Origin of the sequence: Niabella beijingensis (genome assembly GCF_020034665.1) — a bacterium.
Lineage (GTDB): Bacteria > Bacteroidota > Bacteroidia > Chitinophagales > Chitinophagaceae > Niabella > Niabella beijingensis.
Genome location: NZ_JAIQDI010000001.1, coordinates 981,895 through 1,002,755, shown reverse-complemented (window position 1 = coordinate 1,002,755; position 20,861 = coordinate 981,895). Strand labels below are relative to the sequence as shown.

At 47.5% G+C, this 20,861-nt stretch carries 13 protein-coding genes; 10 read left to right on the top strand and 3 right to left on the bottom strand.

From position 1 onward, the window contains the following. The first annotated feature begins 227 nt into the window (after nucleotides 1-227). Nucleotides 228-1,556 (top strand): chromate efflux transporter, encoded by a 1,329-nt coding sequence (chrA, locus tag K7B07_RS04200; protein ID WP_223707737.1) that lies wholly within the window; start codon nucleotides 228-230, stop codon nucleotides 1,554-1,556. A 225-nt stretch (nucleotides 1,557-1,781) separates the two neighbouring features. After that, on the top strand, nucleotides 1,782-3,854 hold the full coding sequence (locus K7B07_RS04195; RefSeq protein ID WP_223707736.1) for an autotransporter outer membrane beta-barrel domain-containing protein: 2,073 nt from the start codon (nucleotides 1,782-1,784) through the stop codon (nucleotides 3,852-3,854). A gap of 1,665 nt (nucleotides 3,855-5,519) precedes the next feature. Here the strand turns inward: K7B07_RS04195 and K7B07_RS04190 are convergent. Then, on the bottom strand, nucleotides 5,520-6,188 hold the full coding sequence (locus tag K7B07_RS04190) for a YceH family protein (RefSeq protein WP_223707734.1): 669 nt from the start codon (nucleotides 6,186-6,188) through the stop codon (nucleotides 5,520-5,522). Between the two features lie 596 nt (nucleotides 6,189-6,784). Between K7B07_RS04190 and K7B07_RS04185 the strand changes: the two genes are divergently transcribed. After that, entirely contained in the window at nucleotides 6,785-7,330 is a 546-nt protein-coding gene (locus tag K7B07_RS04185; RefSeq protein WP_223707732.1) for a hypothetical protein, read from the top strand. A 10-nt stretch (nucleotides 7,331-7,340) separates the two neighbouring features. Further along, nucleotides 7,341-8,102 carry a hypothetical protein gene (locus K7B07_RS04180; RefSeq protein ID WP_223707730.1) on the top strand — a complete coding sequence of 254 codons (762 nt, stop codon included), beginning with the start codon at nucleotides 7,341-7,343 and terminating at the stop codon, nucleotides 8,100-8,102. A gap of 100 nt (nucleotides 8,103-8,202) precedes the next feature. On the opposite strand, the gene K7B07_RS04175 is transcribed toward K7B07_RS04180, so the two are convergent. Next, complete coding sequence (locus K7B07_RS04175) at nucleotides 8,203-10,617, bottom strand: TonB-dependent receptor (RefSeq protein ID WP_223707729.1); 2,415 nt, start codon at nucleotides 10,615-10,617, stop codon at nucleotides 8,203-8,205. Nucleotides 10,618-10,779: 162 nt separating this feature from the next. Next, complete coding sequence (locus tag K7B07_RS04170; RefSeq protein WP_223707728.1) at nucleotides 10,780-12,024, bottom strand: PepSY-associated TM helix domain-containing protein; 1,245 nt, start codon at nucleotides 12,022-12,024, stop codon at nucleotides 10,780-10,782. Nucleotides 12,025-12,211: 187 nt separating this feature from the next. Between K7B07_RS04170 and K7B07_RS04165 the strand changes: the two genes are divergently transcribed. The 6 genes from K7B07_RS04165 to K7B07_RS04140 all read left to right on the top strand — a co-directional run bounded on the left by K7B07_RS04165 (nucleotide 12,212) and on the right by K7B07_RS04140 (nucleotide 20,641). After that, nucleotides 12,212-13,006 (top strand): DUF7003 family protein, encoded by a 795-nt coding sequence (locus K7B07_RS04165; protein WP_223707727.1) that lies wholly within the window; start codon nucleotides 12,212-12,214, stop codon nucleotides 13,004-13,006. A 199-nt stretch (nucleotides 13,007-13,205) separates the two neighbouring features. Further along, nucleotides 13,206-13,925 carry a DUF1028 domain-containing protein gene (locus K7B07_RS04160; protein WP_223707726.1) on the top strand — a complete coding sequence of 240 codons (720 nt, stop codon included), beginning with the start codon at nucleotides 13,206-13,208 and terminating at the stop codon, nucleotides 13,923-13,925. Between the two features lie 206 nt (nucleotides 13,926-14,131). After that, nucleotides 14,132-14,395, top strand: coding sequence for a hypothetical protein (locus K7B07_RS04155; protein WP_223707725.1), 264 nt, complete (start codon nucleotides 14,132-14,134; stop codon nucleotides 14,393-14,395). Nucleotides 14,396-14,407: 12 nt separating this feature from the next. Next, the gene (locus K7B07_RS04150; RefSeq protein WP_223707724.1) at nucleotides 14,408-17,095 is read left to right on the top strand and encodes a family 78 glycoside hydrolase catalytic domain; all 2,688 of its coding nucleotides are present in this window, start codon (nucleotides 14,408-14,410) and stop codon (nucleotides 17,093-17,095) included. Beyond that, nucleotides 17,092-18,198 (top strand): glycoside hydrolase family protein, encoded by a 1,107-nt coding sequence (locus tag K7B07_RS04145; protein WP_223707723.1) that lies wholly within the window; start codon nucleotides 17,092-17,094, stop codon nucleotides 18,196-18,198. The genes K7B07_RS04150 and K7B07_RS04145 overlap by 4 nt, the downstream gene beginning before the upstream one ends. Before the next feature lie 34 nt (nucleotides 18,199-18,232). Then, nucleotides 18,233-20,641 (top strand): glycoside hydrolase family 2 TIM barrel-domain containing protein, encoded by a 2,409-nt coding sequence (locus K7B07_RS04140; protein WP_223707722.1) that lies wholly within the window; start codon nucleotides 18,233-18,235, stop codon nucleotides 20,639-20,641. Nucleotides 20,642-20,861 lie beyond the last annotated feature (220 nt).

The window sequence follows — 20,861 nt, the reverse complement described above, 5'->3', positions numbered from 1 at the left end:
TGAATAAAGAAAATATACCCGGCGGAAATTTTATTTTACATAGCGGAAGGAGTGGTAAAAAACACCGGAAACGGTTGCTGTACCCCTATGATAGCTGTTCCTGCCGGTATCAGTTACCGCTCATGGATTTTCCTGTAATATGAGGTCATTGGAGCAGCTATTTACTATATTTGACCGTTTGGCAACATTCATATTAACAGGTCATAATTGTGTGACCGGCTTTATCAATGCAGGATATAAAAGAAGAAAAAACCTTATCAATACCCTCCTTTTCAGAAGCGCTTCGTTTTTGGTTTAAACTGGGCTGGATCAGTTTTGGAGGAACCACCGGACATATTGCTATTATGCACGATTTCCTGGTGGAAAAAAAGAAATGGATCAGCGAAAAACGCTTCATGTATGCATTAAATGCCTGCATGCTGCTTCCGGGGCCGGAGGGGCAGCAGCTGGCTATTTATGCAGGATGGAAGCTGCACGGGATCAAAGGAGGGATCCTTTCAGGGGTGTTGTTTGTTCTGCCGTCGCTGCTCATCCTGCTGCTGCTGAGTATTATTTATGCGCTCTATGGAAACAACCCGGTCATGATGTCCATGTTCGCCGGATTGAAACCTGCTGTGCTGGCCATTATCCTCCATGCCACCTGGAAGGTGGGGAAAAAGGCGCTGCACGGAATGCTGCATTATCTTGTTGCAATGGCATCCTTTGTACTGTCTTATTTTATGAATGTTCCCATGCCCTGGATCATTCTCGGTGTGATCCTTTTTGCGATCGGCATGCATCTTACGGCCCCTGGCGCGATACAGCTGGATAAAAAAAAGGAAGTGGCCGATGTTGCGGAGCAGTCGTATTATATTAATATGAACCAGCAGGCACACCCGGTAATAAAGCGGGTCCTGGTCAAACAGCTGCTGTGCTTTTTAGTGCTCTGGCTGATCCCTTTCCTGTTGTTGTCTGTTGTAACAGCCGATCCTGCATTCTGGCAACGGCTTTCGACCCTGTTCACCAAAACAGCGTTTTTCACTATCGGAGGTTCTTACACGGTGATCCCTTATGTGGCCAACATGATGGTGAACCAGTTGAGCTGGCTGTCCAAAACGCAGATGATCGATGGCTTTGCACTTGCCGAGACCACACCGGGACCGCTGGTCATTGTGCTCGTATATACGGGCTTTATGGCGGCCTACAATCATTTTGGAGGTTCCCTGCTGATGGGAACACTCGGACTGTTAGCAACGGGATATTTTACCTTTCTCCCCAATTTCCTTTTCATTTTTGTCGGCGCGCCACTGATCGAATCCTCCCAGAAGAGCCGGATCATACAGGCGGTACTGTCATTGATAACGGCAACGGTGGTAGGCGTTATCGTGAATCTGGCGTTTTATCTCGGGAAGGATATCCTTTTTTCCGGACAAGCAGTTTCGCTGTCGCATACGGACTGGATGGCATTGGGATGGGTGTTGATCGCATTGCTGTTGCTGACACGGTACCGGCTGAATGTATTATATCTTGTTCTGATCAGCCTGGCGTTCGGAGCGTTCCGTTATATAATAACATAACTACACCCAGGTATCGGCGAGTGCACCAGATGCACCGGCGATGGTTCCGTCCTGCTGATATTGACTGCTTTTGTTGCGGGTTTGTCGTACCAGAGCTCTAAAACTTGCAAATATTATTAAATAACTTATTTATGTTATAACTGCCGGGAGATCTTATGTATAAAGCAGCCTACATTTGTTTTGATCACTGAATAAATGTGAATCAATAAACCCTCAATCAGTATTATGCGTAAAGTATTCCTCTCCCAAATGGTGCTTTCGCTTGCAATGGTTATTGCATCCAATTGCGCCCTTGCCCAAACTTCCCTGAAATTCAGAAACGGAGGCGGCCCATCCGGCAGCGGTCCGAACACGGCGTCAAAGGTGGTGGCATTTAACTATGGTAATACTGCGAATGCCTACAACCCGGCATTGAATGTGACCTATAGTTTGAGCAACCAGCAGTATAGTTCTATTGAAGGCAATTCCAATATACCCGGACTGGTTTTCGGAGGCAACGGGAATTCCAATGCCAATACACCGGCGGCCCAGACCTTTTACAATCGTCTTAATGCATTTGGATTGGCCACCAACGCCAGTTTTTCCACGAATGGGGTACCCCCGGGCATCGATGTTGCCAATGATTACGCAGTGGCACTGGCTGCTATTGCCGATGCGTTGATCAATGCCAATGGCAGCAACCGGGTAGCAATGGGAACCAAGAATATCCGGTTTGCAGATCTTACGTTAACCTTTAACCGGCCGGTGAACAACCCCATACTGCATCTCGAAAACATGGGTGGCTGGTGGAGTACATCTAACAATGGTGTGACCGGTTATTCCGTGTGGCTCCGGCTGTTATCAGCAGGGTATACCCTTAGCCGTTTATCGGGCAATACACCCTTTGTAGTGCCGAATAACACCGATATAAAAAATGCTGTGGCGGCTTCGGCCAATGGTGCTATTGATAATAACGATGAGATCGGACAGGGGAGTGTGCAGGTGAATGGCAACGGGATCACCTCACTGGTATTCCGGGTATTCCTGGATGGCGATGCGAATAACGGAGCGCGATGGTCTACCACCAACACGGTACAAACCGATCTGTTCACAGTTGGAGTGTCCATGGCCGCTTATAATGTCAGCGGTAATGTATTGAATGACGCTAATGGTCTTACCGATAACACGGTGAACGGAACGGGCACCAACGCCGGCGGATTGAATGCCGTTCTTATTGATCCGGTCACCAATGTGGTCATTGCCACGGTTCCGGTCAATCCGGATGGCACCTATTCGTTCAGCAATATTGCCTCCGGTAATTATTCCATACAGATCACTACCGCTTCTGCTACCGTGAATGCACCCCCACCTGCGGTGGAGCTGCCCGACGGCTGGGTGGCCACCGGTGAGCACCTGGGTTCCGGTGCCGGCAGTGATGGCACACCGGATGGTATCCTTACCGGAGTTACATTGAACAGCAATCTCAGCGACGCCAACTTTGGCATCGAGCGGACGCCGGTTTCTGATGATAAGGAGCAGACCATCCCGCTTCCGGAAAATAATTCCATCCCGCAAGGGGCCATTACCGCGGCCGTAAGCGGCAGCGATGCAGAGGATGGTACCCTGGGCAACAGCAATACCATTGTGATCACCAGTCTGCCGGCTAATGGTACACTGTATTATAATGGCAACCCGGTTACTGCAGGGCAAACCATTACAGATTTCGATCCGTCTCTATTGTCTTTTACCGACCTTCAGGATGGTACGGACCAGACATCGTTTGGCTACAGTTTTGTGGATGCTGCAGGAAAGCAAAGTCAGACCCCCGGAACCTATACGGTTAAATGGGAGGGATTTCTCCCCGTTACTTTTGGCCCGATAACGGCGAAGTTCACGGATGGGGTGCTGGTTGTGGACTGGAGTACGCTTATGGAGAACAACAATGATCATTTTGAAATAGAACTGTCAAAGGATGCCGTACATTTTACTGCTATCGGGTCGGTAGCATCAAAAGCGGTAAACGGAATCTCCGGAAACGAGCTTCAGTACCACTTTACAAAGCCAGTGAACAGTTTGCAGGAACTAGCAGGCCTCTTTGTTTTGGCAGCAGGCCTTTTGCTTGGTTGCTTCAATAGCAGAACCAAAGTATTGCTGACAATTCTGCTGATAACCGGTGCCGGTATCCTACCGGTCTCCTGTAATAAAAAGGAAACACAGGCAATAGACCATAACAGCAGGGTATATGTGCGCATTGTGCAGATCGATAAAGACGGCAAAAGTGCTGTTTCCAAAACGGTGACGGTCACCCCGGAGCCATAATCCATATCTGTTGAAAACCGGACAAATCACTGGCGCAGGCGATCAGTTGTTGTTGTCAATTAGCGAAAAGGGGAACAAGCAGTCCCTCTTCGCTTTTATGCATACCTGTTTTTTGAATAGGGTTGATCACGAGTGTATGAGTTTTGTTGTCATGAATTTTAGTGACAAATAAAAGATTGTGATGGAGTAAATCTAATTTAGTAGTTTTTATAAGCCGAGTAACATGAATTGTTGCAGCTTGTTACTGAAAAAATGGTGAAGTGTTATTCTCTGGTTGTAAATGCGTGCAAAAAAATGTTTAGCTTTATAAAGCGATGAGGATTTTTCGGCTACTGGTTAAATAAGTATGATAAAACTCATCCACTATTGGTTTGGATTCGAAACAGAGTCAATGTTCAAGACTTTTGTTTGAGGTGCGGAGCTACTGATACCAAATTGCTGAATTGTGTTTCCGGATCAGGTTTTGAGAAAATAGTTTATATACTTTCTGGGATTGTTTCCGAATATAACTGATTGTGCTTTATTTGATATGAGGTTGTTTATATATCGGAAAAATAATATGAATATCTTATTAAAAAATAAAGGAGGGCTATTTCTAAGCATTTTGGTGCAGTTACTCTTTTTTGTTACATTAATAAATGCCTTGAAGTTTTTTTTGATCCTCCTGATGCCGAAGCTATACCGGTTTTATTTGCAGCTTATTCTTTATGATTACAAGACGCCTTTAAAGGAGTACGCACATAGCTATGTTGAAGTTTATCCTCTGATGTTATTAGCATATGTTATATTGATATTTATCTCGCTTATTATAACATATATTAACCTCGAAGTATACAGATTGAATAAATTATACTTGATTGTATTGGTTGTTGTTTTTTTTATATTGCTTTATTTTGATCCGTTTGGATTAAAAGGATTTAAGCTATGGGGACCACTATCCGTAAGTATGTTTATGCCTGATAATCTGATTTGGTATTTTATCTTAAATTTTTTACTCCTGTCAATAATTTATTGTATGGGAATTTTCTTTTTCAAAGGCCGATTGAAGAAAGACCTCCCATCGTGGAGATAGAATTTGGTGGGGCGATAGAAATATTAATAACTATCTTAAAAATGAAACGAAAGCTATTACTGCAGATATTCATAAGTATTCCTTTTATTGCCGTTGTTCTTTTGAATATAGGGGATGTGGTGAGCGTTTATACGGGATCCGGTGGATACCCTTTCGGCAGTGAATTTTTTGGTCCTCATTCAATTTATAAATCTCGGGCTGTTTATGTGTGTTTTCAGGTGGTGTCAATTTTGTTCTTAATGGGTACCATTTTCTGGCTGTTTCGATCCAGGCGGAAGTTGTTTCTTGTTTTTGTTATCATTGATGTTCTGATCTTTTTCTATCCTATGCTTACAAATACCTAATAAAGTTGAAGAGTATAATTGTTTGGTATTGAGTGTTGTGAGAGGCTATGAAATTGTGCTAGATGTTGTTTCATAGTAGTCGAAATGAGTTAGTAGCAGTTTGACTCGCTCTGAAAAAAGTTAATAGTATTTTTTAAATGGCATATAAAGGCAATTTCTCGGAAGAAAGACGGATTACAGCTACCAGCTCCTCTCAGGTACCGTATCCCGGGTCTTTTACCAGGCTGATGTCGCTAAAAGCAAGACCTGCTATCCCATCAGTTCTTTCATCAGCTGGTCGAAGGCAGCTTTCAATGTGGCCAGTTCCTGCTCCACCGTGGCCAGGCGCTCCTCGATGTTGGATGTAACCGCGGCGGCGGGTAAGGCGGGTTCGCTGGTATAGGCTTCTGCTACAGCGGCATTGCCAAAGAGGTGCATATAGCGGGCTTCCTTTTGTCCGGGCTGCCGGGTCAGCTGTTGCAGGTAGGGGGTGTCCCCACCGGCGAGTTTTTCCAGCACGGTCTGCACCTCGGCCAGGTCGTCAAACGCATACAGCCGGCCGGAGCTGCTGTTGATCTCGCCGGGTGTCAGTGGTCCGCGCAGGAAGAGCAGGCAGATCACTGCCACTTCATCAGGAGTGAACTGGTAGTTGAGTGCAATATTGTGCCGGTATTTTACCACGCGGCTGCTGCCGCCGGTTACGGTAGCGGCCAATCCCCTCCGTTTTAATCGGTCGAGGATCAATGTTACTGTTTGCTCATCATAATTTACCACGGGGTTGCGCGCTGTTTTCTGGTTGCAGGCCGCAGTAAGCCCGTTCAGCGTCATGGGATAGTATTCCGGGGTGGTCTTTGATTTTTCCATCAGGGCACCCAGCACACGGATCTCTTCACTGTCCAGCTCCGGAAGGGCCTTTGTTTCAGTTGTTTCGCTATTCATACAAGGGTAAAAATAATGATTTTTTCCTTTGCTGCCCGGCAGACACTTCAACCATGTCCGCATTTTGATGAATGGACTCCCTACCTTAAAAGCATTGTCGATTTCTTTTAAATACATCCATTGCGCCGAAGGCGCTGATTCATTGACCCCGTGTAGGTGCTGGTAATACTTATCTGCGCTTGGGCGGCAAAAAAGTGTGATGCAGGTATTTCAGCAGGTGGCAAAAAGAATAATAATGATGCCGATGAGCAGCACACTCAGAAAAAGAATGATCTTTTTTTTGACTTGGAACTTGAATTGCGGATCTGCCATTGTCTATTGTGATGCAAAAATAAAGATCCTTTTTAACAAGGCCCGGATGGATGGTCCGGGCCGTTAACACATCACAATGCAGCAGCCAGGAATTCCCGATTAACCGGTTCCTCGCCGGCGGTAGTGGAAAGAGAGCCGTTGCAGGGTAAAATTGCGTTCTTTTACTATTTGGCTCCAAATTTTGGAACGGACAAAAACCGGACAAAGTATAACATACTATTAAAAGAGGAGCGCTGGCCCTCCACTCCAATTTTTTTAATATATTTAGATTAAAATTGCCGCTCGTGAAAAAAACTCCGCTGCTTTTGAATGCTCCGATTGCTGGTATACAACAGTTGTTATTATTACTGACCGTTATACTGGCGGCATTTCTTCCTACGAGAGCCCAGGAGCGCTCTGCTTTCCCGTGCCCGACTGTAAATGTGCAGGTGAAGCCGGAAAAAGATACGTTTAAGCGGGGCGAAGATATACGGTTGACTATCATGTTAAGCAATCCTTCCCGGGTGGTGCAACAGGTTTGGTTTAATAAGCCTCGGGTATCGACCGGTGGCCCGGCTTTTACTTCGGTAAAACTGGTGCATAAACAAACGGGGCTGTCTCCGCTGAAGTATGAAAACAAGGCGATATTAAGCTCCCAGTTATATACTGTAAGTCAGATAGCGCAATTTTCCCAGGCCCTTAAATATGGAGAAGCGATTTCGGGAACGTATAGTCTGTTCAATCTGGTTGTATTGTCGGATGATAAAAAACAATTGGAACAGGGTGCTTATGAGATGCAGGTGATCTTTTGTTCTAATAAATCTGCGAAGATCAATTTTGTGGTAGAGTAAATACCCGTGTATGAAATTTAAGACTGTCTTTTTACTATTGTTTACTGTTACATATATTGTGTTGTGTGCTCAGACAAACGGACTGACCACCGCACAGCGGCAGGCCGTAGGTAAACTGGTTGCTGCTGCAAAAGCTGATGATCAGCAGCAGCTCGCAGCACTGGTCAGGTACCCCTTGAAAAGAATTTACCCCCTGGAGGACATAAAAAATAAAACCGAAATGCTTTCCCGCTTTGATGAGGTATTTGACGGGGAACTGCTGCAGCAGATCGCCGGGGCAAAAACAACAGACTGGTCGGACATGGGCTGGCGGGGTATTATGCTGGGCAACGGTACACTCTGGATGGATGATGATGGAAAAATAACCGCCGTCAACTATCAGCCGGCAAAAGAAAGGGTATTGCTGGTTATGGCCATTCAAAAGGATAAACAAGGGTTGCCATCTTCCCTGCAACAACTCACCAAGCCGCTGTACCGGATCACCACCAAACACTACCGGATCCGTATCGATGAGCTGGAAGCGGATACGCTGCGCTACGCGTCCTGGAATCTGAACAGCCGAAAGAAGGAGCCGGACCTGGTACTGTACAATGGTGTTTTTGAAGCGCAGGGGAGCGGTGGCAATCATACCATTACGTTCACTAATAACGGATATCAATACGCAGTATCCATCAACCGGCTGGGGACCAAAGAAACGCCGGAAGTACTGCTGACCGTATCAAAGAACGGAAAGTCATTGCTGAAAGACCCAGGGAAGCTCATCCGTAATTAGAAAGAAGTCCATACAAACAGCACCGCCGGATCCCTGGTCGGAACCCGGCAGTAAAGGCTGAGAACCGCCTGCCGTTTAGTTTATGACTGACTATTAACTGCTAAAAACGATAAGTGATCCCCATTCTGAAATTCCTTCTTGCCTCCACGATATAAGAGTAGTAAGGAACCGCGCCAACTTTTTCGGCCAGGGCCGGAGTCGGTGAGCTGAAGGATCCTGCGGTCAGTAACCGCTGATGATTGGCCAGGTTGTTCACCAGAAGGGAGATGGAGTAACGCCCTCTCTGATAGCTGATACCGCCATCTGCGCGTACATAGTTGGGAAAGTTGGGGTCTTTGGTATTGCCAACATAGCGGTTCCACATACCGGAGATACCCCCCATCAGTCCGAAACCTTCCAGCCTGCCTTTTTGGATGCGATAATTCAGCCAGGTATTGCCGGTGTGTTTGGCCGTATTGGGCGTAATGTTACCGATGGTGGTGGCATCGGTCGCTTTTGATATCCTTGAATCAGTAAGGGCATAATTGATATTGGCATTCATGCCGGGGAATACCTCACCGGTGAGGTCAAATTCGATCCCTTTTGTTTTTGTTTCACCCAGCTGTGCCTGGAAGGTTTGTCCGTTTACCACGTGCGCGGGGTCCGGATCCGCTACCAGCGCATTTTCGCGGGTAATGATATAGGCACTGATGCTGGAAACCCAACGGCCGTTGAACCACTGGCGTTTGATGCCGGCTTCGATATCGTTTCCTTTAATGGGTTTGAAGGCTTCTCCCTGCCAGTCGGTGCCGGCTACGGGCACGTAGGATTGATCATACAAAGTATATACACTGGTAGCATCATTGATGGAATAACTCAGCCCGATACGGGGCGATACTACCTGGTTTTTTATTTCGGCCGCTTTGTTCTTCCCAACAGTTTCCGAGGACGTGAAACGCAGTCCCAGGGATAACCGTAGCTGATCCTGGAAAAAAGCCAGCTCATCCTGCACATAGGCCGATGCATAGGATACCACGGAAACATAGTTGCTGCCGCCGGCCCGTGTTCTTACATCTTTTGAACGGTCGATGACGGGAAATACATCGCCCGGAATACCATATACCGGTGCATATACGTTCAGAGGTTTGGCTGGTATGGAATCCAGCAGGGGCCTGAAATCGCCCCAGAATTTTTTATTGCCGAAGTCGGCGCCCAGCAGGATGCGGTGACGGATGCTTCCGGTGCGTTCCTCCCCGGTAAAGGAGAACTGTCCGAACCGGTTCTCACCGGCTTCATCTGCAATGCTCCAGTAGCGGGGCATATCACCGTTGTCCTTCATATAACTTAACCAGGTGCTGTTGGCCTCCATGCTGAAGTTGAAGTAAGCCACCTGCGCGTGGGCGGTCCAGTTCCTGCTCAGCTTGTGGTCGAGGTAAGCGTAAACACTATGATCCCTCAGTTTGCTGGGCTCAAAGGATGGATCTCCGTAAAAGAAATCGTTCCCGATGCCGGGATCAGCAAATTGTTTGGGGGAGAAGGTATAGTTACCATTGGTAAGGTATTTGGATCCCTGGTAGGTATACTCCAGTGTTAATTTGGTAGCATCGCTGATGGCATAGCTGATCACCGGGGCGATTACATAGCGGTTGCTGTAATTGTATTTGGTAAAGAAATCCTTTTGCTGACCTGCCATATTGAAACGGTACAACAATTTACCATCCTTGCTCAGCCGGCCATCCAGGTCAAGCGCCCCGCGGTAGGTGCTGAAGCTACCCATACTGAAGGTGGCGGAACCCCTGGTATAACCCGTAGGCTTTTTGGTGACTACATTATAAAAACCTCCGGGCTCACCATTGGCCAGCATAAAACCGGCCGGACCTTTTACAAATTCGATCCGTTCGATCATGGACGCGTCTTCAGCTGTAGGCCCCCAGGATGCTTCAATGTTCATGCCGTTGCGGAAAGCAGGTATCTTGGAGCCACGCATCCGCAGATTGGCATACTGGTTGTCCCAATGCCCCTGGCGGGTTACACCGCTTACATTGCGGGTAATGCCATCCACGATATCAAATACCTGCTGGTCGGCCATGATATCGGAAGAGATCACCTGTATGTTCTGCGGAAGTTCCAGGATAGGAGTTTGCAATCTTAAAGAACTGCTGACCTCATTGTTCAGGTATTTATTGCGATTGCTTTTGATGATCACTTCTTCCAGTTCGGGAAGGGTGTTGTTTATTTTTATTGAAATGGTGACGGTTTCATTTTGTCCTACTTCCACCTCCTGCTCCACCGGATCATTACCTACAAAAGTAACTTCAACGGTATAAGTTCCTGCAGCAAGGCGGCGGAAATAGAAGTTTCCGCTCTTATCGGTGATGGTAACATGACTGGTATTTTTGATATGTACGGTGGCGTTGGCAACGGGCTGGTCGTCGGAACTGTAAACGGTACCCTTAATTGCAGAAAAGGGTTCTTCTGTTGCGAACAGTGAAGTACAGATCAACATAACAATAACTAAAGCTAAATATCTCCTCATGGTTCTAAATTTTGGCTGCGAAATTATAGACCGTATTAACGAACCATTTACAAGATCGGGAATTAAACCACCGCGATCGGGAAATACTTACCTGTTATGTAATAGAGCATCCGCGAAACAAGGATGCTCCCGCTTCGGTTGTTTATAAAAGAGAGGAGATGGTCAGTTGAGAAGAGCGGCCTCCTGCATAACGGCAGGGAGCTGCTTCGCGGCAACAGGGAGCTTTATGGCAACCGGTTTCTTTTTGCGTTTGCCCCACCATACCAGGAAACCAGTCACGGGCAGACTGGCGCCGATCAATGCGCCAAAGAAGGCCAGTATTTTTCCCGGAAGACCCAGGATGGAGCCTACATGCAGGTCGTAGTTCATACGCCGGAATTTGGCAGCACCGGAGGATTCGGTATAGCTTTTATCATAAATGGGATTATTCCCTTTTAACTGTTCGCCGGTGTGCTGGTCGAATGCAAAACTGCGGGTGTTATAATATTTACCGGCGGTTGGGTAGATGGTAATATTGATGGCACTTGCAGGCTTTTTGATATCGGCAAAACTATAGTAAATACCTTCGGCTTCCGGATGTGCTGCGGCTACTTTGTTCCAGCATTGATCCATCACCGCCGCAGGGGTATAAAACCTGCCCGCCTGCAATGAGTCGGAACGGCCCCTGTTAAATTCCGGCAGGTGATGGCCACCGGAGGTAACCCAGTACAGACCCTTGCTGTACCATTTAATGCCATACACCATACCGGTAAGCGCCATTACTGCGAGCACCAGCAGGGCATAAAAGCCGAGTACATTGTGCAGGTCGTAATTCACCCGTTTAAAAGAGGCTTTTGCTTTAATGGTGAAGCTTTGTTTGCGGGCGGCTTTTGTCCATCTGCGGGGCCACCACAAAACAATACCACTGATGAGTATCAGCACAAATACCAGGGTGCTGTAATTAACAATGGGGCGGCCGATCTCAGGGGGTAGCCACAGGAACCGGTGCCCGTTCAGGATGAACCGGAAAAAATCAGTTTTGCCTTCCTTGTTCTCTTTTACGCTGATCACGGCTCCGGTATAGGGATGGATGCGCAGGACGGTGTTTCCGGTGCGGCCCTCGCCTAAAGAAAGGTAGATGGCATTGCCCTGTTTATAAGTGGCATAGCCTGCTTTTTTGCCGGGGTACAAAGAGTCAGCGATGCGCATCAGCCGGGATGGCGGGATCACTGCTTTATTTTCCCGGGCCACTTTTGTTTCCGGTTGCAGCAGGCCGGTGATCTCTTCATTAAATACCCAGATGCAGGCGCAGAGGCAAACAACCACCATGACCAGACCGGTAACCAGTCCCAGCCAAAGGTGCAGCCAGGCAGATACCCGGTAGAACAGACTGCGCTTTTTCTTCTTTTTATCCGATGTTCTTGCCATGTGTCAATCGCGGGCAAAATTAGGCGCAGCAATAGTGTGAGTAGTTACGAAAAGCGGAAATTTTGTACAGGGAGCAATAATTACATCAAGACAAAATAGTTTTAAATTCGTACTAAAAAACCCGACCTCAATAATTCTTTTATCCCACGCATTCATTTTTGTAAAAAGAAAAACAAACTGAAAAGAAATGACATTTACCAAGAAAGAAATTTTAGATGAACTTGATTTGGCTTTTGACGGAATCCCGGGTAAAAGGTTTCCGGTTGGTAAAGAGGAAGATGTTAAATACAATTTTTTCCCCGACCTGGAACACGGTTACTGTGAAACAGCCGGAAGTAAAATCCATTTGTACGCAGACGCAGCAAACTGGGCAATCGTTTTTGAAAAAAGCGGGTACCAGAATCGTGGCGGACGTGCTGAAATTGAACTGAATTACTTCGGTAACTGCATTGAGTATACTATTGAGACGTATCCTGAAAGAAATTATATATCAAACACGCAGGCCATTGTGCTGATAGATGGGGAAGAGTTTGAAAGAATTCAAAATACCGAGGGAGGAGAAATGGAAACCTTTGAACTGATTGACCCGGATATCAAAGAAATTAAAGTCAGGGACACACTGGCAGCATTTGACAATAATTACAAAAACTATGAAAAGCTGGGGATTAAGATTAGAGATTTTGACAACCCACGAAAGCTTATTGGTTTTGGTGACTTAATTCGCTATTACGCTGAAACAGATCCGGAAATTGTTGCAGCAACAGCAGCAGAAATAAAAAAAAACATACCTGAAGAACTGCCAAAATTAATAACGTTAGAGGAGTTTTATTTTTCGAGTGCTTACGACAAAGACAACCCGCCAAGCTCAGTTGAAACCTATAAGTTAATAGCAAAAATATTAGTGGCAAAAGATACGGGCTATTGGAAGCCAACGCTTGAACCGAATAACAACTGGAAGAATTGGGAATCAGGAAATTTATAGAAGTATTGAAGCTGCCGTAATCAGCCTTGGTAGCTTTTTTTATCGCATGGGAACGTTTCAGCGCAGCCCGTTTTGAAGATTTCCTTTTTGTACGGCTGCCTGCTGAAACCCGGATAAATTATAAGCAGGATGTAGTAATTTTGAAAAGCGGCACAGGCAAAGTATTGTACATGGTTAACGGTCCTTTATTTGATAAAATATGAAAACTGTAAAAAAGCTGATGGTAACCGCCCTCTTTCTGGGCCTTTTTGTACTTCCTTCTTATGCAACGTGGTCGATTGTCATTGTTGATCCGAAAACAAAAGAAATAGGAATAGCCGGCGCCTCCTGTACCTACAGTGTGTACGGAATTGGTGCCATTGCTCCTGGAAAAGGGGCTATTGTGGTGCAGGCAATGAGCAGCAATAAAGCAAGGGCGAAAGGCCTTGAAATGATCAGGGCCGATGTTGCTCCCGGAGAGATCCTGAAAATGATCAGAGACTCAAAGTATGATCCGGAAGAGCAGCAATACGCCATTGTAACCATAAAGCAGTTTAAAACGCCCGTAACTTATACCGGATCTTTAACAACGGCATATAGGGGAGCATTGACAACTGCGGGTATTTCCGTACAGGGCAACACCCTGACTGATTCCGCTGAACTGCGGGCCGTATTAAATGTGGCTATTGAAGCCCGGAAAAAAGGGCTTCCGATGCAGGATGTATTGATGCTTGCGCTGGAAGCCGGTGCCAAACTCGGTGGCGACAAGCGTTGTGGCGAAAGAAAAGCATCAAGCGCATTTTTAACGGTGGCCCGGCCGGATGATGATCCGGAACATCCGTTTTTAAACCTGATCGTGAATGCCACGGATGAAACGCTGAATGCCGTTCAGACCTTGCGGCAAAAGTTCGACAAGCAGAAAACCGGAGTGAATAAGTAATGCATTGGCGGAATTCCTGCTGATGCATGCAAGGCAGTACCGGGTGTTCCGTTGTTGCAGGCTTTTATAATATCGCGGTTCTTTAATCGTATTCACGTTCGCTACCCACTTTTTATCCATAACAAAATCCTACATCAGTATAGTAGTATTTTACAGCCGTTCGTAAATAAAATATGCAATCTTTAGAACTTCTCAGGTAACAAGATATGAAAGTGATTGCAGCAATTCCCGATTTTTCTACGGCAGCCTTGAGCACATCGGTAAAAACCGGATGGACCATCCCGGTACCCGGTGATACAGGAGGCAACAGGATGGTTGAACAGCAGATTCCCCTTAAATTTACCCGGTCCGGCAAATGGAACCTGGCCACGGGAACTACGCGGCGCAGGATCAATACCGGACAGCATACCGTACGGCTCTTATTAAAAAAAGCAAAGAACCTGGTGGTATCCAACATTGACATTCAGTAAAAACGGTTGCGTATGAAAAATTGGTTTGTTTTTGGTCTGCTTTTCCTTATCGGTCTTTCGGGCAATGCCCAGCTAAAAGCAGTATACCTGCGTTGTGAATACCTGCAAAATCCACTGGGAGTGGAGGATCCTAACCCGCGACTGAGCTGGGAGCTTACCAGCGATCAGAAAAACGCGCGGCAGTCTGCCTACCGTATCCTGGTGGCGGATGATCCGGCGTTGCTGAAAAAAGGTACCGGTAATGTGTGGGATTCCCGTAAAGTAACTTCTGATGCTTCGATACAGATCCGTTATTCCGGCAAACCACTGGTAGCCGGAAAAAAATATTACTGGAAGGTGATGACCTGGGATGCAGGCGGGCGGCCTTCTTCCTTTAGCGAGCCGGCGCTGTGGCAGATGGGATTGCTCAATGTGGCCGACTGGTCCGGGGCGCAGTGGATTGCGCGGGAGGTGTTGCCGGAGGCAAACGTGATCGTTCCCTTTGCACATGGTGGGGGTAAGAAAGAATGGGGCAAACGCCCGGATATATTGCCCCTGTTACGTAAGGATTTTAATATTCCCAAACCGGTGAAACAGGCTACTGTATTTATCAGCGGGCTCGGACATTTTGAATTACATCTGAACGGGAAAAAAACAGGAGATCATTTCCTGGATCCGGGATGGACACAGTATGCAAAGCATGCACAGTATGTGACCTTTGACATTACATCTCAATTACAAAACGGAGGAAATACCCTGGGGGTGATGCTGGGCAATGGCTTTTATTATATACCCGGTGAGCGCTACCGCAAACTGACCGGTGCTTACGGCTTCCCGAAGATGATCGCCAAGCTGCTGATCGAATATAAGGATGGAACTACTGCAACCGTGGTATCCGACAACAGCTGGAAGACCGCCGAATCGCCTATTTATTTTTCCAGCATTTATGGTGGGGAAGATTATGACGCCAACCGCGAAAAAACCGGCTGGGACCGGCCGCAGTTCAATGATGTCGGCTGGACGGCGGCAGTGGTAACCAGCGGTCCGCCGCAGCTGCAGGCCCAGCCTGCGGAGCCGCTGCGGGTGTTGCAGTCATTTGAGCCGGTTTCAAAAAAAGAGATCACAAAAGGCACCTGGGTATACGACCTGGGACAGAACTTTTCGGGCATCCCTGCGATAAAAGTATCCGGAAAAAAAGGAGATACGATCCGGCTGCGACCTGCGGAACTGGTTCGTGAAGACGGCTCGGCCAACCAGGGTGCAACCGGATCGCCGCATATTTATACCTACGTGCTCAAGGGAAATGGAGTGGAGGAATGGCAGCCCCGCTTTACCTATTACGGGTTCCGTTATGTGCAGGTAGAAGGAGCGACACCGGAAGGAATGGCTTCCGGTTTGCCGGTAATAAAGGAACTGAAAGGATTGCACATTCGCAACAGTGCACCGGAGATCGGCGGGTTTAGCAGCTCGAATGAATTATTCAATAAAACAAACGATCTCATCCGCTGGGCCATCCGCAGCAATATGGCAAGCGTGTTCACTGATTGTCCGCATCGTGAAAAACTGGGCTGGCTCGAAGAGACCCATCTGATGGGCAGCTCCGTGCAATACAATTATGACATTGCCGCGCTTTGTAAAAAAGTGGTAAGGGATATGATCAATGCGCAGACAAAGGACGGACTGATCCCTGATATTGCACCCGAGTACGTGGAGTTTGACGGCGGTTTCCGGGATTCCCCGGAATGGGGTAGTGCAGGGGTGATCTTTACCTGGTATGCCTTTCAGTGGTACGGCGATACGGCCCTGTTAAAAGAGGCCTACCCGATGATGAAGAAATATGTATCTTATCTGAAAGCAAAATCAAAAAATCATATCCTGGAATTCGGTCTGAGCGACTGGTATGATATCGGTCCGGAACACCCGGGCGTCTCGCAGCTGACGCCGATGGGCGTTACGGCAACAGCTACATATTATTATGATCTGACCATTCTTTCAAAAGTAGCTGCATTGCTGGGCATCAATGATGATCTGTCCCTGTTTGAAAACTGGGCCAAAGAAGTAAAGAACGCATTCAATGATAAATTCTTTAACCGGGAGACCAAACAATATGCCACCGGCAGTCAGGCAGCCAATGCCATGGCTTTATATATGAACCTGGTGGAACCGGAATACCGCGATGCAGTAGTACAGAATCTGGTAAAGGACATCCGTGACCGGAACAACGCGCTTACGGGTGGGGATGTAGGCTACCGTTATGTATTGCGTGCCCTGGAAGATGCGGGTTACAGTGATGTGATCTATGACATGAACAACCGCAGCGACGTGCCGGGGTATGGTTACCAGCTGGCGCATGGTGCTACAGCACTTACCGAATCCTGGGCCGCTTTGTCTTCGGTGTCCAATAATCATTTTATGCTGGGCCACCTGATGGAATGGTTCTATTCCGGACTTTGCGGTATCCGTCAGGCGGAGGGCTCCGTTGGGTTTAAGGACATTGAAATAAGACCACATCCTGTGGGAGCAATAACCAATGCAAAAGCAACGTATCATTCTGTGCGTGGTTTGATAAAAGTAAACTGGCAAAAAGAAGGTAACCAGCTTACGGTAAATGTGGAGATTCCGGCGAATACAACGGCTACTATTTATTTTCCACCAGGGTATGATAAAACGCCCGTTAAAACAGGTTCGGGCAGCTACAGCCTTACAGCAAAGAAGAAATGATGATACGGATTTTTTTAGTTATCGGATGGGTGTTGATGGGCATAACGGCAGGCGCGCAAAAAAAAGAAGTGCCGCAGGCGTTGATGCAAAAAATATATGGCGAAGTAAAAACGCCGCATAAATACGGACTGGTGCTGGCTCCCGGCAGTCCGGAAAAAAAGCTGGATTGTCCCACTGTGTTCCGCAACAACGGGAAATGGTACATGTCCTATATTGAGTTCGATGGCGATGGCTATGAGACCTGGCTGGCGCAGAGCACCGACCTGCTGCACTGGAAGTCCCTTGGAAAAATGTTGTCCAGGACAAATGATTCATTAAAATGGGATGGTTATCAGAAGGCGGGCTATGTTTCGCTGATCGATCCCACCTGGGGCGGAACTTATAGCGTGGAAAAATACAGCGGAAATTACTGGATGAGCTATATCGGCGGGCGCACACCGGGATACGAGGCCGGGCTGTTATCCATCGGCATGGCATATACTCCGGACGATGTGGCCCGTCCGCACGAATGGCGCACGCTGGAGCAGCCCGTATTAAAAGCCACGGACCCGGATGTGCGGTGGTGGGAGAATAAAAAACTGTACAAGAGTTCTGTGATCTGGGATAAAAAGAAGACCCTGGGCTATCCCTTCGTAATGTATTACAACGCCAATGGCGATACCAGTCATAATACGCCCAAATGGCGCTGGTTTGAGCGTATCGGGATGGCCGTATCAAATGATATGGTACATTGGAAGCGCTACCGGACAGATCCCATTGTGCACCACCGTATCGGTATCACCGGGGACGGGGTTTTGCAGAAAATGGGAGACCTTTGGGTAATGTTCTACTTTGGTGCGTTCTGGGAGAACAGGAAGAACGAGACCTTCAATCGTTTTGCCTGTTCCTACGACCTGGTACACTGGACGGATTGGAAGGGCGCGGACCTGATCCGCTCTTCGGAACCCTATGACCGGAAATATGCACACAAGCCCTGTGTGGTAAAATATAAAGGCGTGGTCTATCATTTTTATTGTGCGGTGAACGATAACGACCAGCGGGGGATTGCCGTGGCTACTTCGGTGGATAAGGGAAAGAGTATGGTGCGTTTTGCAAATAGGTGAAGTGTTGCAAAGCCTTACAGGTTTATTGTTTGATATGAAGTATCTGTTACAATTAAGTATTTGTTTGTTATTGATGGTGGGGGCAGCTGCACAGCAGGGCCCCCGCAGGGCAATTGATTTTAATAAAGGCTGGCGTTTTTGTTTGGGAGATGCGGCATCCTCGAAAGAACCGGCATTCAATGACAAAACGTGGCGGTTGCTGGACCTGCCGCACGACTGGAGCATCGAAGGCCGTTTTGATTCCACCCATCCCGCGGGCAATGCCGGGGGGGCGCTGCCGGGCGGAACCGGTTGGTACCGTAAAACCTTTACACTGGAGAATGTTACAGCTGAAAATAATGTACGTATTGAGTTTGACGGCGTTTATCGCGATGCAGAGGTATGGATCAACGGACACTACCTGGGCAAATGGCCTTATGGGTATACTTCTTTTGATTATGACCTTACACCGTATATCCATACAGGAGCAAAGAAAAATGTGATCGCTGTAAAAGTAAATAACAGCCGGCAACCCAATTCAAGATGGTACACCGGATCTGGCATTTACAGGGATACACGGCTGGTGATCACTAAAAAAACCGCTTTTGAGCATTGGGGTACTTTTGTTTATACAACGGAGGGCTACGACGGGCAGATCACGTTTCATGCCACTTCAAATGTGTTGAATCTTGCCACCCGGAAACCGGGCGTAAAAGTTACCTGTACACTGTTCGATCCTTCCGGTAAACAGGTAGCCGCGCTCGGCGGCACACCGGACGCACAGGCTGGTAGCTTCCGCTTTAAAACAGCATTAAAGGATCCGGCATTGTGGTCGGTAGCAACACCAGCGCTGTATAAAGCCGTATTTAAAATCTTCGACAGCGAACAATTGACCGATGAATGGGAAACTGCTTTCGGAGTGCGGTATTTTTCATTCGATGCGCAAAAAGGCTTTTCATTGAATGGAATTCCCATGAAGATACAGGGTGTTTGTATGCATCACGATCTGGGCGCACTAGGCGCAGCTTTTAATCGCTCAGCTGCCCGTCGTCAGCTGCGTATCCTGAAGGAAATGGGCGTGAATGCTATCCGCACTGCGCACAACTCCCCGGATCCGCAATTCCTGGATCTCTGTGATGAAATGGGCTTCCTGGTAATGGATGAATCCTTTGACATGTGGGCAAAGAAAAAAAACAAATATGATTATTACAACGACTTCCCCGAATGGCACCGGCGCGACCTGGAACATATGGTAAAGCGTGACCGGAACCATCCGAGCGTATTTATGTGGAGCATCGGTAATGAAATACGGGAGCAGTTTGATTCAACCGGCATTACGCTGGCGAAGGAATTAGTGAATATTGTAAAGGCTCTGGACACCACCCGGCCGGTTACCTGTGCACTGAGTGAGAACAGGCCGGATAAAAATTTTATTTATCAGTCGAAAGCATTGGATGTAATAGGGCTGAATTATCATATTGAAGCCTACGAGGATTTTCCCAAAAACTACCCCGGGGAAAAATTCATCGCGACTGAAAATGTATCCGGGTTGGCTACCCGAGGATATTACGACGGACCGGCCGATTCGCTGCGCCTCTGGCCTTCCGGCTCGAAATTCAAATATGTTGAAAAAGGGAATCCGGATTATACGGTTTCTGCATACGACAATGTAGCCGCTTACTGGGGATCCACTCACGAGCAGACCTGGCGCATCATAAAAAAACACGATTACTTATCCGGGTTGTTTGTATGGTCGGGGTTTGACTTCCTGGGGGAACCCGTACCGTATCCCTATCCCGCAAGGAGCTCGTATTATGGCATTGTTGACCTCGCCGGATTTCCAAAAGATGTATATTATATGTACCAGAGTGAGTGGACGGACCAGCCGGTGTTACATATGGCACCGCACTGGAACTGGAAGAATGGGCAGGCAGTGGATGTAAAGGTTTATTACAATCAGGCTGATGAGGCCGAGCTCTTCCTCAACGGACATTCCCTGGGGAAACGGAAGAAAAATGATACATCATTTCACGTGCTCTGGAGGGTACCGTTTGAACCCGGTGCATTAAAAGTGGTCTCCAGAAAGAACGGGAAGACCGTTTTGGAGCGGACCGTACACACTGCGGGTCTCCCTGCAAAGATTGCACTTGAAATAGAGAACCCGGTGTTGCAACAGCACAGGGAAGACCTTGCATTTGTGACCATCCGTGTGCTCGATCGCGATGGTAACCTGGTACCGGGTGCTTCAAACGAAGTGCAGGTCACCAGCTCCGCTGCGGCAGCGGTAATTGCAATGGATAACGGTTATCAGGCAGATCTGGCTTCTTTTCAAACCAGCCGGCGCAAGGTATATAATGGCCTCGGCCTCGCCATTATTAAAGGATTGCGCACAGGAATGGCTACTATAACGGTTACGGCACCGGGCCTGGAGCCGGCAACCATCCAGATCCGGGTAAAGGAATAACACCACCTTGGCGGTACTGGAAACGGTGTCGTATTACAGGTCAATGCCGTGTGGCTGCAGCCGTTAGATGATTTTCTTTTTTTCTCACCCGCCCGGTTACGCAAACCGTTGCACAAAATAGGAATATTTTCCATTTTATTAGTGAAACCATACATTGCACAGTGGCCGCGGGCGTTTTACTTTTAACGTCAGATTTACGAATAATGATTTCAGCCAAATA

Coding starts and splice junctions, on each gene's coding strand:
- K7B07_RS04195 (WP_223707736.1), top strand. CDS start 1,782: ATGCGTAAAGTATTCCTCTCCCAAATGGTGCTTTCGCTTGCAATGGTT.
- K7B07_RS04190 (WP_223707734.1), bottom strand. CDS start 6,188: ATGAATAGCGAAACAACTGAAACAAAGGCCCTTCCGGAGCTGGACAGT.
- K7B07_RS04145 (WP_223707723.1), top strand. CDS start 17,092: ATGATGATACGGATTTTTTTAGTTATCGGATGGGTGTTGATGGGCATA.
- K7B07_RS04160 (WP_223707726.1), top strand. CDS start 13,206: ATGAAAACTGTAAAAAAGCTGATGGTAACCGCCCTCTTTCTGGGCCTT.
- chrA (WP_223707737.1), top strand. CDS start 228: ATGCAGGATATAAAAGAAGAAAAAACCTTATCAATACCCTCCTTTTCA.
- K7B07_RS04150 (WP_223707724.1), top strand. CDS start 14,408: ATGAAAAATTGGTTTGTTTTTGGTCTGCTTTTCCTTATCGGTCTTTCG.
- K7B07_RS04175 (WP_223707729.1), bottom strand. CDS start 10,617: ATGAGGAGATATTTAGCTTTAGTTATTGTTATGTTGATCTGTACTTCA.
- K7B07_RS04155 (WP_223707725.1), top strand. CDS start 14,132: ATGAAAGTGATTGCAGCAATTCCCGATTTTTCTACGGCAGCCTTGAGC.
- K7B07_RS04165 (WP_223707727.1), top strand. CDS start 12,212: ATGACATTTACCAAGAAAGAAATTTTAGATGAACTTGATTTGGCTTTT.
- K7B07_RS04140 (WP_223707722.1), top strand. CDS start 18,233: ATGAAGTATCTGTTACAATTAAGTATTTGTTTGTTATTGATGGTGGGG.
- K7B07_RS04170 (WP_223707728.1), bottom strand. CDS start 12,024: ATGGCAAGAACATCGGATAAAAAGAAGAAAAAGCGCAGTCTGTTCTAC.
- K7B07_RS04180 (WP_223707730.1), top strand. CDS start 7,341: ATGAAATTTAAGACTGTCTTTTTACTATTGTTTACTGTTACATATATT.